16 protein-coding genes are annotated in these 14,805 nt (G+C 70.7%); 4 read left to right on the top strand and 12 right to left on the bottom strand.

The genetic code is table 11. The features are described 5' to 3' along the window. Positions 1 to 374 precede the first annotated feature (374 nt). Positions 375 to 629: a hypothetical protein gene (locus tag IPK81_21125; protein ID QQS11999.1), complete on the bottom strand. Its 255-nt coding sequence runs from the start codon at positions 627 to 629 to the stop codon at positions 375 to 377. A gap of 136 nt (positions 630 to 765) precedes the next feature. Between IPK81_21125 and IPK81_21120 the strand changes: the two genes are divergently transcribed. Then, complete coding sequence (locus tag IPK81_21120; protein ID QQS11998.1) at positions 766 to 1,242, top strand: Lrp/AsnC family transcriptional regulator; 477 nt, start codon at positions 766 to 768, stop codon at positions 1,240 to 1,242. A gap of 36 nt (positions 1,243 to 1,278) precedes the next feature. Here IPK81_21120 and IPK81_21115 read toward each other — a convergent pair whose 3' ends face one another. From IPK81_21115 to IPK81_21085, 7 genes are all read right to left on the bottom strand, one after another. Then, a complete protein-coding gene (locus IPK81_21115) occupies positions 1,279 to 1,731 on the bottom strand; it encodes a hypothetical protein (protein ID QQS11997.1) in 453 nt (150 codons plus the stop codon). Positions 1,732 to 1,748: 17 nt separating this feature from the next. Further along, positions 1,749 to 2,207 (bottom strand): hypothetical protein, encoded by a 459-nt coding sequence (locus tag IPK81_21110; protein ID QQS11996.1) that lies wholly within the window; start codon positions 2,205 to 2,207, stop codon positions 1,749 to 1,751. A gap of 82 nt (positions 2,208 to 2,289) precedes the next feature. Then, positions 2,290 to 3,633 carry an AarF/ABC1/UbiB kinase family protein gene (locus IPK81_21105; GenBank protein ID QQS11995.1) on the bottom strand — a complete coding sequence of 448 codons (1,344 nt, stop codon included), beginning with the start codon at positions 3,631 to 3,633 and terminating at the stop codon, positions 2,290 to 2,292. 146 nt (positions 3,634 to 3,779) lie between these two features. Beyond that, positions 3,780 to 5,588 carry a M3 family oligoendopeptidase gene (locus tag IPK81_21100; GenBank protein QQS11994.1) on the bottom strand — a complete coding sequence of 603 codons (1,809 nt, stop codon included), beginning with the start codon at positions 5,586 to 5,588 and terminating at the stop codon, positions 3,780 to 3,782. A gap of 76 nt (positions 5,589 to 5,664) precedes the next feature. Next, entirely contained in the window at positions 5,665 to 5,934 is a 270-nt protein-coding gene (locus tag IPK81_21095; protein ID QQS11993.1) for a MoaD/ThiS family protein, read from the bottom strand. Continuing rightward, positions 5,931 to 7,043 carry a glycosyl hydrolase gene (locus tag IPK81_21090; protein QQS15201.1) on the bottom strand — a complete coding sequence of 371 codons (1,113 nt, stop codon included), beginning with the start codon at positions 7,041 to 7,043 and terminating at the stop codon, positions 5,931 to 5,933. Before IPK81_21090 ends, IPK81_21095 begins: the two co-directional genes overlap by 4 nt. Positions 7,044 to 7,162: 119 nt before the next feature. Continuing rightward, positions 7,163 to 8,131, bottom strand: coding sequence for a GDP-mannose 4,6-dehydratase (locus tag IPK81_21085; protein QQS11992.1), 969 nt, complete (start codon positions 8,129 to 8,131; stop codon positions 7,163 to 7,165). A gap of 265 nt (positions 8,132 to 8,396) precedes the next feature. Between IPK81_21085 and IPK81_21080 the strand changes: the two genes are divergently transcribed. Together IPK81_21080 and IPK81_21075 are read left to right on the top strand one after the other, a co-directional pair. Beyond that, entirely contained in the window at positions 8,397 to 11,903 is a 3,507-nt protein-coding gene (locus IPK81_21080) for an indolepyruvate ferredoxin oxidoreductase family protein (GenBank protein QQS11991.1), read from the top strand. A gap of 21 nt (positions 11,904 to 11,924) precedes the next feature. Further along, positions 11,925 to 12,656 carry a DUF429 domain-containing protein gene (locus IPK81_21075; GenBank protein QQS11990.1) on the top strand — a complete coding sequence of 244 codons (732 nt, stop codon included), beginning with the start codon at positions 11,925 to 11,927 and terminating at the stop codon, positions 12,654 to 12,656. Positions 12,657 to 12,743: 87 nt separating this feature from the next. Here IPK81_21075 and IPK81_21070 read toward each other — a convergent pair whose 3' ends face one another. After that, a complete protein-coding gene (locus IPK81_21070; GenBank protein ID QQS11989.1) occupies positions 12,744 to 13,013 on the bottom strand; it encodes a DUF2312 domain-containing protein in 270 nt (89 codons plus the stop codon). 124 nt (positions 13,014 to 13,137) lie between these two features. Then, on the bottom strand, positions 13,138 to 13,464 hold the full coding sequence (locus IPK81_21065; protein QQS11988.1) for a DUF1244 domain-containing protein: 327 nt from the start codon (positions 13,462 to 13,464) through the stop codon (positions 13,138 to 13,140). A gap of 104 nt (positions 13,465 to 13,568) precedes the next feature. Between IPK81_21065 and IPK81_21060 the strand changes: the two genes are divergently transcribed. Continuing rightward, positions 13,569 to 13,916 (top strand): hypothetical protein, encoded by a 348-nt coding sequence (locus tag IPK81_21060; GenBank protein QQS11987.1) that lies wholly within the window; start codon positions 13,569 to 13,571, stop codon positions 13,914 to 13,916. Between the two features lie 25 nt (positions 13,917 to 13,941). Here the strand turns inward: IPK81_21060 and IPK81_21055 are convergent, their stop codons facing one another. Together IPK81_21055 and IPK81_21050 are read right to left on the bottom strand one after the other, a co-directional pair. Then, complete coding sequence (locus IPK81_21055) at positions 13,942 to 14,364, bottom strand: nitroreductase family deazaflavin-dependent oxidoreductase (GenBank protein ID QQS15200.1); 423 nt, start codon at positions 14,362 to 14,364, stop codon at positions 13,942 to 13,944. Between the two features lie 107 nt (positions 14,365 to 14,471). Further along, positions 14,472 to 14,765, bottom strand: coding sequence for an antibiotic biosynthesis monooxygenase (locus tag IPK81_21050; protein ID QQS11986.1), 294 nt, complete (start codon positions 14,763 to 14,765; stop codon positions 14,472 to 14,474). Positions 14,766 to 14,805: the final 40 nt, after the last annotated feature.

Here is a 14,805-nt window from a genome sequence, read left to right as displayed (position 1 = left end):
GTCGCGCCGCGCGATCGACGCTTGCGGTGGCGGCGTCTCACGGCGCGGCGCCGGGCGCTTCCGCCCGCCCGTCGCGCGCCGTTCCGCCGACCGCCTGCCGCACCGTCCGCCCCTCCGCCGCGCCACGGTGGCGCCAACGCATCATACCCGCTTGGCGCGCCGGCGCGGGAGGGAGAAGAAGTGGCAGGATCAACCGGGAGTCACGCGCCGCGCGCGAGTGGACGTCCGGCGACCGGCCGGTGGAATCCGTCCTGTTTGCCGCCGGCCCGCCCGTCGCCTATCTCGACGCGCTCGCGTCCAAGCTCTTCTTCGAGGCCGACTCGGCGCGGCTCGGCGCCGTGGTGCGCAAGATCGGGAAGGTCGAGTAGCGCCGCCTACTCCGCCGGCCGCGCGACGGCGACGCCGTCGGCCGGAACGCGCCGGCGGTGGCTCACCATGTCGTCGTGCAGGGCGCGGATGGCGCGGCTGCCGGTGGTCGTGAACAGGAACGGCAGCAGCCCGTGCAGCAGACAGGCGACGCCGCCCGCGATCATGCGCAGGCCGAAGCCCGAGGCCATGCCGAGATGCTGGGCATAGGTCTCGCCAACGGCGCGGGGATGGGCGGTGAAGGCGTCGAGCGGCGTGGGCATCGTCGGTGGTCCGTGGTCGGGAACGCGTGAAATCGATGGCGACAAGGATACCGGCGCCGCCAGGAATCGGTTTCCTCGTTTCGCGCAATTCATCGATAAATCAGAAATCCATTCCTGCTTTTGATATATTTAAAGAATGACTTCGCTCGACGACCAAGATCGGAAGATTCTCGCCCTCCTCCAGCGCGACGCCACTCTGGCCGTGTCGGAGATCGCGGCCAAAGTCGGGCTGTCGACCACGCCGTGCTGGCGCCGCATCCAGAAGCTGGAGGAGGCCGGCGTCATCCGCCGCCGCGTCGCGCTGCTCGACCGCGCCGCGCTCAACGCCGGCGTCACGGTGTTCGTGGCCGTGCGCACCAGCCAGCACAACGCGCAGTGGCTGGCGAAGTTCGCCAAGGCGGTGGCCGATTTCCCGGAGGTCGTCGACTGCTACCGCATGAGCGGCGAGATCGACTACCTGCTGCGTCTGGCCCTGCCCGACATCGCCGCCTACGACTCGTTCTACAAGCGCCTGATCGCCAAGGTCGACCTCAGCGACGTCACGTCGATGTTCGCGATGGAGGAGATCAAATCGACCACCGAGCTGCCCCTGGGGTTCGCCGAGCGGCGGTAACTGTGACGCGGCCGCGTCCGACGAACGGCCGCCGCCCTACGCGTCGGGCCGGCGCCGCAGACGCCACCACATCAGCGCCGCGAACGATGCGACCATCGGCAAGGGAACGGCGAAGTCGATCCACGTCGGACTCCGACGAGGTGGAACGTCCGCCTCACCGCCTACGGTCACGCTCGATAGGACGAACGCCGACCAGAGTGCCATGGCGACCGCCGCGCCACCGACGACCCAGCGCAGCGGATACCGCTCGACGCTCATCCGCCAAACGCTGAAGACGACGATCAGCGCGCAGACCACAGGCACGCTGGCGACGCACCCCAAGACGTAGACGAGCGCGACTACCGACCAATACGAGGTCGACAGCAGTCGCGCCGAATCACCGTACGCGACGGCGACACAGAAGCCCTGCAACAGCAGCGACGCGCAGTAGGCCAGCGGCAGGAAGATCACCGCGTCGCGGCGGTGGCGGTCGAACGGAAACTCGGCCAAGGGAACACCGGTGTCCCTCAGTGCCCTGCCGCCTTGAGGAACGCCTTCTTCACGACGGCCTCGAAACCCTTCCGGATCACGAACTGCTTGATCATGCTCGCCGTGATCGTCTTGGCGATTCCGCCGCCGATCAGCGAGACACCCTGCGAGAAATAGGCGATGTAGATGCCCTGCGCGATCAGGCCCTGCGCGAAATTGGCGAAGAGGCTGATGGCGAGGTCGTTGAAGCTGGGATCGCGGCCGACGATGTCGAGATCGTAGCGCGCCTGCATGGCGACCTCGGTGACGGCCTTGCCGGTGAGGTCGAACGCCGCCTTGCTCGCCAGCCACTCGCCCCAGCTCACGGTGCCGTCCTGGTTGCCGTCGGCGTCCGCGAAGAACGCCGCGATGGCGACGGCCTTGCTGCCGATGAATCCGACAGCGCCGATGGTCTTGCGGAAACTGGTGACGGCGATCCAGTCCATGTCGTCGGCCATGACGGTCCCCCCGGTCCGGGCCGCTCCGCGCGGCGGGCGACGCTAGCGCGCGGACGCCCGCAGGGAAAGCGCCGCCCGGCGGCTACGGCACCAACCCCACCGCCGCCAGCCCCTCGGCCTGCCGCGCCGCCACGGCATCGACATCGAAATCGCCGATCATCTCCTGGAACAGCTGGTACCAGTTGATCTCGGCCCGCAGGTGGATGAAGACCGAGCCCAGGCCGATGGCGGCGCGGTCCATGAACACGAACTCGCGCGGTACGGTGACGCCGCCCAGCCGCTTGACCTCCGAGAACACCGTGTTGGCGGTCTCCCGCCCGTACTGGCCGGCGGCGCCCTCGGCGATGCGCCGCGGCCGGTCGTCCATCAGCGGGCCGTAGAGGAACGACGCCCAGCGGTTGAGCGCGCGGATCATCTCGCGCGACAGTCCCTTGAAGCCCCACAGCTCGTAGGCTGCGACGGCGGCGGTCTCGTCGTCGGCCAACAGCGCCTTGTAGAGGTCGATCGAGCCCTTCACGAAATCCGGCGGGAAGATCCGCACGCAGCCGAAATCCATCAGATTCACCGTGGCGTCGTCGCGCACGGAGTAGTTGCCGAGATGCGGGTCGCCGTGGATCACGCCGTGGACGTAGAACGGCACGTACCAGGCCCGGAACATGTTCAGCGCTAGCCGGTCGCGCTCCTCCTGCGTCCGCTCCTTCCAGCTCAGCAGCGGCGCGCCGTCGAGCCAGGTCATGGTCAGCAGCCGGCCGGTCGACAGCGGCGCCACGACCTCCGGAACGCGCACGCCCTTCTCGCCGGCCAGCATGCGGGCGTAGAGCGCGAGGTGGCGCGCCTCGCGGCGGTAGTCCAGCTCTTCGCGCAGCCGGTCGGCGATCTCGCCGAAGATCTCGTCGGTGCGCACCGCCATGTCCATGCGGCGCGCGACGCCGAACACCAGCTTGAGCTGGTTGAGGTCGGCCTCCAGGGTCGCCGTCATGTCGGGATACTGCAGCTTGCACGCCAGCGCCGTGCCGTCGGCCAAGGTCGCGCGGTGCACCTGGCCGAGCGAGGCCGCCGCCGTGGCCTCTTTGTCGAAGCTGGCGAATTTGGACTGCCAGTCCGCGCCCAGCTCGCCGGCCATGCGCCGCTTCACGAACGGCCAGCCCATCGCCGGCGCGTTGGCCTGGAGCTGCGCCAGCTCGCGCGCGTACTCCGCCGGCAGCGCGTCGGGGATGGTGGAGATGAGCTGCGCCGCCTTCATCAGCGGGCCTTTCAGCCCGCCGAGCGCGGCGCGGAGCTTGCCGGCGTCGCGGTCGCGGTCGACCTCGAAGCCGAGATAGCGCTGTCCCGCCAGCCGCGCCGCCACGCCGCCGACCGACGCACCGACCCGCGCGTAGCGCCCGACGCGCCCGAAGAGAGAGTCGGATTCGTCGTCAGGCGGCATCTGTCTGGCCGTGCGGCAGGCGCCCCCTCCCCCCCCCCCCCCCCCGCGGGGGGGGGGGGGGGGGGGGGGGCCCCCCCCCCTCTTTTTCCCTTCCCGGGGGGGGGGTGGGTTGGGGTGGATCCACGCACGGGGTCGGACATCGCCCCCTACGCCATCCCCTCGAGCTCGTCGATGAAGCCGGCGATCATGTCGAGGCCCTTGCCCCAGAACGCCGGATCGGACGCGTCGAGCCCGAACGGGGCCAGCAGCTCCTTGTGGCGCAGCGTGCCGCCGGCGCCGAGCATCGCGAGGTACTTCGCCTGGAAATCCGGCACCGCGCCGGACTGGAACGCGGCGTAGAGCGAGTTCACGAGGCAGTCGCCGAAGGCGTAGGCGTAGACGTAGAACGGCGCGTGCACGAAGTGCGGGATGTAGGACCAGTAGTGCGCGTACTCGTCGTGGAAGCGCAGCGACGGCCCGAGGCTCTCGCGCTGCACGTCCATCCAGATCTCGCCGATTCGCTGCGCCGTCAGCTCGCCCTCGCGCCGCTCGCGGTGCAGGCGCAGCTCGAAATCGTAGAACGCGATCTGCCGCACCACCGTGTTCAGCATGTCCTCGACCTTGCCGGCCAGCATCGCCTTGCGCGCGCGCTTGTCCGGCGCCGCCGCCAGCAGCGCGCGGAACGTCAGCATCTCGCCGAACACCGACGCCGTCTCGGCCAGGGTCAGCGGCGTGGCGGATTGCAGGTACCCCTGCGGGCCGGCCAGGATCTGGTGCACGCCGTGGCCGAGCTCGTGCGCCAAGGTCATCACATCGCGCGTCTTGCCCTGGTAGTTGAGCAGTAGATAGGGGTGCGCCGACGGCACGCAGGGATGCGCGAAGGCGCCCGGCGATTTGCCGGGACGCACCGGCACGTCGATCCACCGGTTGTCGAAGAAGCGGCGGCCGACGTTGGCCAGCTCGGGCGAGAACGCGGCGTAGGCGTCGGACACGATGCGGGTGGCCTCCGGCCACGCGATGACGCGGTCGTCGGAGTCCGGCAGCGGCGCGTTGCGGTCCCAGTAATCCAGCGCATCGACGCCGAACCACCTCGCCTTCAGCGCGTAGTAGCGGTGCGACAGCCTGGGATAGGCGGCGACGACGGCGGCGTGCAGCGCGTCGACCACCTCGTCCTCGACCTGGTTGGCGAGGTTGCGCTCCGAGGGCGGGCGCGCGAAATGGCGCCACTTGTCCTCGATCTCCTTGTCCTTCGCCAGCGTGTTGGTGAGCAGCGCGAAGACCTGGATGTTCTCGCCCATGACCTTGCCGAAGGCGCGCGCCGCCTTCTCGCGCACCGCGCCGTCGCGGTCCGACAGCAGGTGCAGGATCTCGGCCGAGGTCAGCGGCTTGCCGTCGAGCGGGAAGCGCAGCCGCGCCATGGTCTCGTCGAACAGCCGGTTCCACGCGTTGCGGCCGCTGAGCTGCTTCTCGTGCAGCAGCTTCTCCAGCTCGTCCGAGAGCTGGTGCGGCAGGTAGCTGCGGGTGTCGCGCAGCCACGGCCGGTATTTCGCCAGCGCCGCGCTCGCGTCGAGCGCGCGCGACAGCGCCGCCTCGTCCAGCCGGTTGACCTCCAGGGTGAAGAACAGCAGCGCCGTCGTGATCGCCGTCAGGCGCTCCTGCATGTTCTGCTGGAACTGCGCCACCTTGGGATCGGTCATGTCGCCGGCGTAGAGCAGCGAGGCGTAGGAGCCGATCCGCCCGAGCCGCTCCTGCAGCGCCTCGAACGAAGCGATGGCGCCGGCCAGCCCGTCGCCGTCGAGCGCCGCGAGCTTGCCCTCGTACCGGCTCGCGAACGCCTTCGCCTCGGCGTCGCAGGATTCGAGATCGGCCTTCAGCGCCGGCGAGTCCATGTCGGCGTAGAGGTCGCGCAGATCCCAGGTCGGCAGGTCGCCGAGCGCCGCGGCGGCGGCGCCGTCGGGCGCGAAAGTCTTGGTCATCGAGGCTGATCTCCCGTCGTTCCAGCGCCGTATGTAGGGCGGCCGCGGCATTCCGCCAAGCCGGACGCGCCCGAAGCTAACCGCCGCTGAGCGCGCCGACGATGAAGACGCGGTCGCCCTCGTCCAGCCGACGCCCAAGATCGCGCGCGTCGGCCTCGTTGACGAAAAGCCGCACGTGGCGGCGCAGGCGGTCCTGCTCGTCGACCAGCCGGAAGCGGATGCCGGGATAGCGCGCGTCGAGATCGCGCAGCGCCTCGTCCAGGGTGGCGCCGACCGCCGGCACGCTGGCCGCGCCGCCGGTGTAGGAGCGCAGCAGCGGCGCCAGCCGGACCTCGACGGCGCTCATGGAGGCACGGGCTCGACGGCGTAGATCTCCGGCAGGTGGCGCGCGACGCAGCGCCACCGCGCCCCCTCGTCGCGGCTGGCCCAGATCTCGCCGGACGTCGTGCCGAAGTACAACCCGACGGGATCGAACGAATCGGCGCGGAACGCCTGCCGTTTCACGGTGAACCACGCCTGCCGGCGCGGCAGCCCCGTGTCGAGCCGCGCCCACGAGGCGCCGGCGTCGCGGGTGGCGTAGACGGCGGGCCTGCCGCCAGGGCTGACGCGCGGCCACACGTCCGAGCCGTCCATCGGGAACACCCAGGCGGTGTCGGGATCGCGCGGATGCAGCGCGATCGAGAAGCCGATGTCGCCGATCCCGGCCGGCATGTTGTCGCCGATCCGGACCCAGCGCTCGTCCGGCAGATCCATGCGGTAGATGCCGCAATGGTTCTGCTGGTACAGGCGGTCGGGCCGCAGCGGATGAACGGCCAATTCGTGCGGATCCTGGCCGTACTCGGGGAACGGATCGGGGAAGAAATCGGCGCGCGATCCGGCGTTCATCGGCCGCCAGCCGGCGCCGCCATCGTCGCTGCGGAACACGCCGCCGCCGGAGAGACCGACATACAGGCGGCGCCGGTCGCGCGGATCGATCCGGATGGAATGCAGCACCGGCCCGTCGGGCGTGCCATCCTGGTCGCCGCCGGTCCATTTCCCGTACATCGGATGGTCGTTGAAGCCGGCGACACCCTCCCAGTGGCGGCCGCCGTCGTCGCTGCGGAACAGCCCCTGCGGCGAGGTGCCCGCGTACCAGACGCCGGGCTCGTCGGCGTGGCCCGGCGACAGCCAGAACACGTGGTCGACGGCCCGCGCGCGGGCGCCCTCCGCCGCCTTGGCGAAGCGCGGCGGCGTCGCCGCCTCGGTCCAGGTGCGGCCGAGATCGTCGCTGCGGAACACCGTCGGCCCGAGATGGCCGGTGCGGGCGGCCATCAGCATCGTGCGCCGGTCGCGCGGATCGAGGACGAGGTGGTGGATGACGTGGCCGAGGAAGATGGGGCCCTCGACGCGGAAACGGTCCCGCGAACGGTCGCCGCGCAGGATGAACGCGCCCTTGCGCGTCGCCACGAGGAGCATGAAATCGCCGCCGGATCCGGCCGATGTCGCGCGCCGCCCCGCCATCCCGCCTCCAAGTCCCCGGCCGCACGCGCCGGCGCGAAGCTACGCGCGCATTCTGCCGTCCGCCGGCGCCCTTGTCACACCCGGTGCCAGGCGCGGAACCAGTCGACGAACTTCGGGACGCCCTCGTCGATCGTGGTGGCCGGCTTCCAGCCGAAATCGCGCGTGGTGGCGGTGACGTCGGCGCAAGTCTCCGGCACGTCGCCGGGCTGGGCCGGGCGCAGTTCCACCTTGGCCGTCCGGCCGGTCGCCTTCTCCAGCAGGGCGACGAAGCGCATGAGGTCCTCGCCGCGGCTGGCGCCGAGATTGTAGAGGCGGTTGGCGGCGCCCTCGGGCGGCTTGTCGTGGCAGGCGAGCACACCGGCGACGATGTCGCCGACGTAGCTGAAATCGCGCTTGATGAAGCCGAGGTTGTGGATCGGGATCGTCTCGCCGGCGAAGATCATGCGGCAGAAGATGTACGGCGACATGTCGGGCCGGCCCCACGGGCCGTAGACCGTGAAGAAGCGCAAGCCGGTCTGCGGCAGGCCGCGCAAGCCCGCGTAGGCCTCCGACATCAGCTCGTCGGCGCGTTTGGTGACGGCGTAGAGCGAGCGCGGCGCGTCGACCGGATCACCGACCGCGAACGGGCTCTTGGCGTTGGCGCCGTACACCGACGAAGACGAGGCGTAGACGAAGTGGCGCAGCGCCGGCAGCCGCCACGCCATCTCGAGCATGGTCAGATGGCCCATGACGTTGGCGGTGACGTAGGCGAACGGATCGACGAGGGAGTGGCGCACGCCGGCCTGCGCCGCCAGATGGATCACCGAGGCGATCTCCGGATGCGCCGCGCCCAGCGCCAGCACGGCCTCGCGGTCGGCGACGCTGGCGTCGACGGCCGCGAAGGCGTCGTGCCGCGCCAGCATCTCCAGACGGGCGCGCTTCAGCGCGACGTCGTAGTACGGCGCGAGGTTGTCGAGTCCGATCACGCGCTCGCCGCGCGCCAGCAGGGCGGCGCACACGTGGTAGCCGATGAATCCGGCCGCGCCGGTCACGAGAATCGTCATCGCTATTCCTGGCGCGCGGCCGGCGTCCACCGCCCCGGCCGCGCGAAATCCCCTGCCCGCGCCATCGGCGGGCTTTCTCACCCATCGCGACCGCGAAGGCCACTAATTTCTTTGCGCGCGCCGGCCGCCGCCGGCAACGCGCGCGTGGCGGCGCCGGCGGCGGCGAAAGGTTCGGTCTTTCGCGCGCGGCCGGACCGCGCGGCCTTGCGACGCGGTCGCGCCGGGGATAGCTGTACGTCGCACAGAGTCCGTCAAGGAGACGTCCATGGCCACCGCCCCCCGGCCGATCGACCTGGTCACGCTCGACGACAAGTACGTCCGCGAGACCGGCCGCGTCTTCCTCACGGGCACCCAGGCGCTGATCCGTCTGCCGATGATGCAGCGCCAGCGCGATCTCGCCGCCGGGCTGAACACCGCCTGCTACATCTCCGGCTACCGCGGCTCGCCGCTTGGCGGGATCGACCAGGCGCTGTGGCAGGCGCGCCGGTTCGTCGAGAAGAACCACATCAACTTCCAGCCCGGCACCAACGAGGATCTCGGGGCGACGGCGCTGTGGGGCACGCAGCAGATCGGCCTGGTGCCCGGCGCGAAGTACGACGGCGTCTTCGGCATGTGGTACGGCAAGGGGCCGGGCGTCGACCGCACCGGCGACGTCTTCAAGCACGCCAACGTCAACGGCACGTCCAAGCACGGCGGCGTGCTGGCGCTGGCCGGCGACGACCACATGGCCAAGTCGTCTACCATCGCCCACCAGAGCGAGTTCGCTTTCGTCGACGCGATGATGCCGGTCATCAATCCGGCCGGCGTGCAGGACTTCATCGACCTCGGCCTGCACGGCTGGGCGATGTCGCGCTACTCCGGCTGCTGGGTCGGCTTCAAGGTTATCGGCGAGACCGCCGATTCCTCGGCCTCCGTCCACATCGATCCGCACCGGATCAAGATCGTCATCCCGACCGATTTCGAGGTGCCGCCGGGCGGTCTCAGCCTGCGCTTCCCCGACGACTATCTCGAGCAGGAACGGCGCCTGCACAATTTCAAACTGCCCGCCGCGCAGGCCTACTGGCGCGCCAACGGGCTGGACCGGGTCGCGGTCGGCGCGGCCGGCGCGCGGCTGGCGATCGTCACCGCCGGCAAGGGGTACCTCGACGTCCGCCAGGCGCTGGACGAACTCGGCATCGACGATTCCGAGGCGCGGCGTCTAGGCCTCGCCGTCTACAAGGTCGGTATGACCTGGCCGGTCGAGCCGCAGGGCATGCGGCGCTTCATCGAGGGCGCCGAGGAGGTGCTGGTCATCGAGGAGAAGCGGCCGCTGATGGAGCCGCAGATCAAGGACCTGCTGTTCAACCTGGCCGCCGACCGCCGGCCGCGCGTCGTCGGCAAGACCGACGAGAAGGGCGCGCCGCTGCTGCCGACCACCGGCGAGCTGATCCCCGCGCACATCGCCAAGGTCATCGCCGACCGCCTCGGCGTCGAGCGCCGCACCGAGCGCATGGCGCGCGGCCTGGAGACCATCGCCCGCAAGCAGGCGGCGCAGACCCGCAACGCGCCGGGCTTCGCGCGCGTCCCCTATTTCTGCTCCGGCTGCCCGCACAACACCTCGACCAAGGTGCCGGAGGGCTCGCTGGCGATGGCCGGCATCGGCTGCCACACCATGGCGATCTGGATGGACCGCGACACGCTGACCTTCACGCAGATGGGCGGCGAGGGCGCGACCTGGGTCGGGCTGTCGAAGTTCACCGACACGCCGCACATGTTCCAGAACATGGGCGACGGCACCTACTTCCACAGCGGCTTCCTCGCGATCCGCCACGCGCTGACCACCGACGTCAACATCACCTACAAGATCCTCTACAACGACGCCGTCGCGATGACCGGCGGCCAGCGCCACGACGGCGACCTCAGCCCGTGGAAGATCAGCCGCCAGGTCCACGCCGAGGGCGTCCAGCGGATCGCCGTCGTCACCGACGATCCCGACAAGTACCCGCTCGGCCTCGACTGGGCGCCGGTCTGCACGTTCCATCCGCGCGCCGACCTCGACGCCGTGCAGCGCGAGCTGCGCGAGCACAAGGGCGTGTCGGTCATCATCTACGACCAGACCTGCGCCGCCGAGAAGCGCCGCCGCCGCAAGCGCGGCCTCTACCCCGACCCGGCGCGCCGCGTGTTCATCAACCAGGCGGTGTGCGAGGGCTGCGGCGACTGCTCGGCGAAATCGAACTGCCTGTCGGTCGTGCCGGTCGAGACCGAGTTCGGCCGCAAGCGCGAGATCGACCAGTCCTCGTGCAACAAGGACTATTCCTGCCTCAACGGCTTCTGCCCGAGCTTCGTGACGATCGAGGGCGGCCGTCTGCGCAAGGGCAAGGGCGACACGACGGGCCGCGACGCGGCGCCGGCGTGGACCGCGGCGCTGCCCGAGCCGACGATCCCCGCGCTCGCGGACACGCCCTACGGCATCCTCGTCACGGGCATCGGCGGCACCGGCGTCGTCACGATCGGCGCGCTGCTGGGCATGGCGGCGCACATCGACGGCCACGGCTGCTCGGTGCTCGACATGGCGGGGTTGGCGCAGAAGGGCGGCGCCGTCATCAGCCACGTGCGCATCGGCGCGGCGCCGGAGGACATCCACGCCGTGCGGCTGGGCGCCGGCGGCGCCAACCTGCTGCTGGCCTGCGACATCGTCGTCGCCGCCACGCCCGAGGCGCTGGGCAAGACCGCGACGGGCGTCACCCGCGCGGTGGTCAACACGCACGAGACCATCACCGGCGACTTCACGCGCGATCCCAACCTGCGCTTCCCGTTGCAGACGCTGCGGCTATCGATCGAGGCCGCCGTCGGCGCCGGCGGCGGCGATTTCGTCGACGCCCAGCGGCTCGCCACCGCGCTGCTCGGCGACTCCATCGCCACCAACCTGTTCATGATGGGCTACGCCTGGCAGAAGGGCCTCATCCCGATCTCCGGCGCCGCCATCGACCGCGCCATCGAGCTCAACGGCGCCGCCGTGGAGATGAACCGGCAAGCCTTCCTGTGGGGCCGCCGCGCCGCGCACGACCTCGCGGCCGTCGAGCGGATCGCCGCGCCGCCGGCGCAGGTGATCGCGCTGCCGACGATCTCGCGCACGCTCGACGACGTCGTCGGGGCGCGCGTCAAGCACCTCACGGACTACCAGAACCCGGCCTATGCCGCCCGCTACACCGAATTGGTCGAGAAGGTGAAGGCGGCCGAGGCGTCGAAGGCGCCGGGCATGTCCGGGCTCGCCGAGGCGGTGGCGCGGCAGTACGCAAAGCTGCTCGCCTACAAGGACGAGTACGAGGTGGCGCGGCTCTACACCGACGGCTCCTTCCTGCGCGACGTGCGGCAGCGCTTCGAGGGCGACTACAAGATCCGCGTGCACCTCGCGCCGCCGCTGCTGGCCGACCGCGACGCCAAGACCGGGCAACTCGTGAAATCGTCCTACGGACCGTGGATGATGACCGCGTTCTCGCTGCTCAAGCGTTTCCGCTTCCTGCGCGGCACCGCGTTCGATCCGTTCGGCCGCACCGCCGAGCGCCGGATGGAGCGCGCCCTGATCGGCGAGTACGAGGCGCTGGTCGAGGAGGTCCTGGGCAAGCTCTCGGCCGCCAACCACGGCCTCGCGGTCCAGCTCGCGTCGCTGCCCGACGAGATGCGCGGCTACGGCCACGTCAAGGACGCCAACGTCGCGAAGACGCGCAAGCGTTGGGACTCGCTGCTGGCGGCGTTCCGCGCGCCTGCGCCGCTGCGCCAGGCGGCGGAATAGCGGCGGCACGCGGCGCCCGCGGTGTGGGTCGCGGGCGTCGACGGCTGCCGCGCCGGCTGGATCGCGGTGTTCCGCGATCTCGACCGCGGTGGATGGTCGTTCCGCTTCGCGGCGGCGCTCGAGGCGATCCTCCACGCGCCGGAGTGTCCCGCCATCGTCGCCGTCGACATGCCGATGGGCTTCGCCGACGTCGCCGAGCGCGGGGGACGCCACGGCGAGCGCGAGGCCCGCGCCCTGCTGGCGGGCAAATCGTCGTCGGTATTCGCCACGCCGTGCCGCGCCGCGCTGGCCTGCGACGACTACCGCGACGCCCTCGCGGGCAACCGGGCCAGCGGCCCGCACGGCGTCGGGCTGAGCAAGCAAGCGTTCAACCTGTTCCCGAAGATGCGCGAGGTCGACGCGCTGGTCCGCGGTTCCAAGGACGCCCGCGCGCGGCTGCGCGAGGCGCATCCCGAGCTCGCGTTCGCGCGCATGAACAATGGCGCGCCAGTGCTGGCGGGCAAGCGCACCGCCGAAGGCGCCCGGCGCCGCGCGACCTTGCTCGCGCGGCAGGGTTACAGCGGTGCGACCGCGCGATGGGAGGCGTTCCGCCGCGACGCCGGGCTACGGCGCGCCGACGCGGCGCTCGACGACGCGCTCGACGCCGCCGCCGTGTGCCGCACGGCCGAGCTCATCCACGCCGGCGACGCGACCCGCCTGCCGGCCGACATCAGGCGCGACAGCCACGGGATCGAGATGGCGATCTGGTACTGAGCGTGACGTCCGTCACGCTCGCTCTCCGCCGCGCGGTGGACGAGCGGGATATTCTCCGAAAGCAGAACGGTTGAGGGCCGCCGCGCCTCAGACCATCCCCAGCGCCTGCTTGTAGAGGTCGAGCATCGTCTCCTGCTCGTCGCGCTCGGCGCTGTCGAGCTTCCGCAGCCGGACGACCTGGCGCATGGTCTTCACGTCGAAGCCGGCGCCCTTTGCCTCGCTGTAGACGTCGCGCACGTCGCCGCCGATCGCCTTCTTCTCCTCCTCGAGCTTCTCGATGCGCTCGACGAAGCTCTTGAGGCGGTCCGCCGCGATGGTGGCGGGTTTGGTCTTGATGGGCCGGCTGCCGTCGGGCATGGCGTTCCTCGTCTCTACGCGACAATCGAGGACCGGAACCTAGGCGCCCGGCGCCCCCCGGTTCAACGACGGCGCGCGGGGAATGACGGGGATAGCGGGGGTAACCCCCCGCCGGCCCGCCGCGTCAGCCGCCCTTGTGCTTGGCCTCGTCGGCCACGGTGCGGGCGAAGCTCTTCTCGAACGCCGCCTTCTTGTCGGCGCCGGCCTCGGCCTGGTGCTTCGCCTTCCACTCGTCGTAGGGCATGCCGTAGACGATCTCGCGGGCGGCGGGATCGGTGATCTCGACCCCGCGCGCGCCGGCCTCCTCGCGGTACCAGCGCGACAGGCAGTTGCGGCAGAAGCCGGCGAGGTTCATCAGGTCGATGTTCTGCACGTCGGTGCGCTCGCGCAGATGTCCGACAAGGCGGCGGAACGCCGCCGCCTCGAACTCGGTGCGGGTCTTGTCGTCCATGTCGGCCTCCTGCCGGGCGCCGCCTGGCGACGCTGGGTGTAATAGTATAGCGTCGCGCCGTCGGGTTACCCAGCCGCCTTTCCGTCACATCCCCGTGGTCGCCCATGCCCCCGAAAAAGAACCCGCTCGGCCTCAACGCCCTGCAGCTCAAGACCTTGACGCTGTTCCAGGAGCTGGCGCGCCATCCCGAGATCTCGCGCCGCGACGAGACCACCGGCAACGTCACCCTAGACGTTCTGCCCGATCCGCACGGCAACCATTTCCACATCGGCCCTCGCGTCGCGATGGCGGCCGACGCCACCGGCCTGCGCAACCCCGCCGTCCACGTCGCGCTGGCGCGCAAGGGCCTCGTGGCGGCTACCGGCATGATCGACACGCCGACATTGACCGCCGCCGGGCTGACCTACGACACAGGCCTGCGCGAGGCGATCCTGCACGGCTCCGACCACTGACGCGGCCGGCGGCCGCCGATACCGGTCAGACGGGATCGAGGACGACCACCGGGATCTCGCGGTGGCTGGCCTTGCGCTGGTAGTCGGCGAAGGGCGGCCAGATGCCGACCGCCTGCTCCCACAGCGCCGCCCGCTCGGCGCCCGACGCGGTGCGGGCGCGGGCCGTCATCTTCGCCGTGCCGACCTGGATGTCGACCTCGGGGTTGGCGAGGATGTTGCGGTACCAGCCGGGATGCTCCGGCGCGCCGCCCTTCGAGGCGATCACGAAGTAGCCGTCGCCGGCGCGCCCGTAGAACAGCGGGAACAGGTAGCGGTCACCGGATTTGCGCCCGGTCGTGGTCAGCAGCAGCGACGGCACCGCCTTCGGCGGCACGTTGGGCAACGTGATCGTGTACATGTGGCCCTCGACGCCGCCGGTCGACAGGTAGAGGTCGACGTGGTCCTTCATCCACTTCGGCAGGTTGGGCGCGCGCTTGGTCTCGGTCACCTCAGTCTCCTTGGATGGGGGCGGCGTCGCCGATACGGCGACGATAGCACGCGCGCGCCGCGCGGCTCTTAGACGCCGGTGACGTCGAAGAACCGCGTCGTCAGGCCGCCGACCGTGTCGTCGGCGAAGCGCTGGACGTCGCCGTTGGCCTCGCGCCAGTCGCGGTAGGTCTGGTAGTGCCGACGCGACGTCCAGCGCATCACCAGCAGGATGTTGTCGGGCGCGTCCTGGTTGACCGTCACCTCGAGGCTCTCGCAGCCGTCCTTGTTGCGCGTGTCGGGCAGCGCCTCGCGCAGCGCGTCGAGCATCGCCGCGCCACCGCCGGGTTTCGCCGTGAATTCGAGCATGACGTAGCAAGGCATGTCGCGGCCTCCGATTGTCCGGCGATTGTAGGCTGCGCCA

The sequence above is a fragment of the Rhodospirillales bacterium genome, assembly GCA_016699855.1.
Lineage (GTDB): Bacteria > Pseudomonadota > Alphaproteobacteria > Reyranellales > Reyranellaceae.
The sequence above is the reverse complement of the archived record's forward strand: the minus strand, read 5'-3'. Positions and strand labels throughout refer to the sequence as shown.

Bases quoted from the DNA above. Each gene is read 5' to 3' on its own strand.
- IPK81_21125 (QQS11999.1), bottom strand. From the start codon at position 629: ATGCCCACGCCGCTCGACGCCTTCACCGCCCATCCCCGCGCCGTTGGC.
- IPK81_21120 (QQS11998.1), top strand. From the start codon at position 766: ATGACTTCGCTCGACGACCAAGATCGGAAGATTCTCGCCCTCCTCCAG.
- IPK81_21110 (QQS11996.1), bottom strand. From the start codon at position 2,207: ATGGCCGACGACATGGACTGGATCGCCGTCACCAGTTTCCGCAAGACC.
- IPK81_21105 (QQS11995.1), bottom strand. From the start codon at position 3,633: ATGCCGCCTGACGACGAATCCGACTCTCTCTTCGGGCGCGTCGGGCGC.
- IPK81_21100 (QQS11994.1), bottom strand. From the start codon at position 5,588: ATGACCAAGACTTTCGCGCCCGACGGCGCCGCCGCCGCGGCGCTCGGC.
- IPK81_21095 (QQS11993.1), bottom strand. From the start codon at position 5,934: ATGAGCGCCGTCGAGGTCCGGCTGGCGCCGCTGCTGCGCTCCTACACC.
- IPK81_21090 (QQS15201.1), bottom strand. From the start codon at position 7,043: ATGCTCCTCGTGGCGACGCGCAAGGGCGCGTTCATCCTGCGCGGCGAC.
- IPK81_21085 (QQS11992.1), bottom strand. From the start codon at position 8,131: ATGACGATTCTCGTGACCGGCGCGGCCGGATTCATCGGCTACCACGTG.
- IPK81_21080 (QQS11991.1), top strand. From the start codon at position 8,397: ATGGCCACCGCCCCCCGGCCGATCGACCTGGTCACGCTCGACGACAAG.
- IPK81_21070 (QQS11989.1), bottom strand. From the start codon at position 13,013: ATGCCCGACGGCAGCCGGCCCATCAAGACCAAACCCGCCACCATCGCG.
- IPK81_21065 (QQS11988.1), bottom strand. From the start codon at position 13,464: ATGGACGACAAGACCCGCACCGAGTTCGAGGCGGCGGCGTTCCGCCGC.
- IPK81_21060 (QQS11987.1), top strand. From the start codon at position 13,569: ATGCCCCCGAAAAAGAACCCGCTCGGCCTCAACGCCCTGCAGCTCAAG.
- IPK81_21055 (QQS15200.1), bottom strand. From the start codon at position 14,364: ATGAAGGACCACGTCGACCTCTACCTGTCGACCGGCGGCGTCGAGGGC.
- IPK81_21050 (QQS11986.1), bottom strand. From the start codon at position 14,765: ATGCCTTGCTACGTCATGCTCGAATTCACGGCGAAACCCGGCGGTGGC.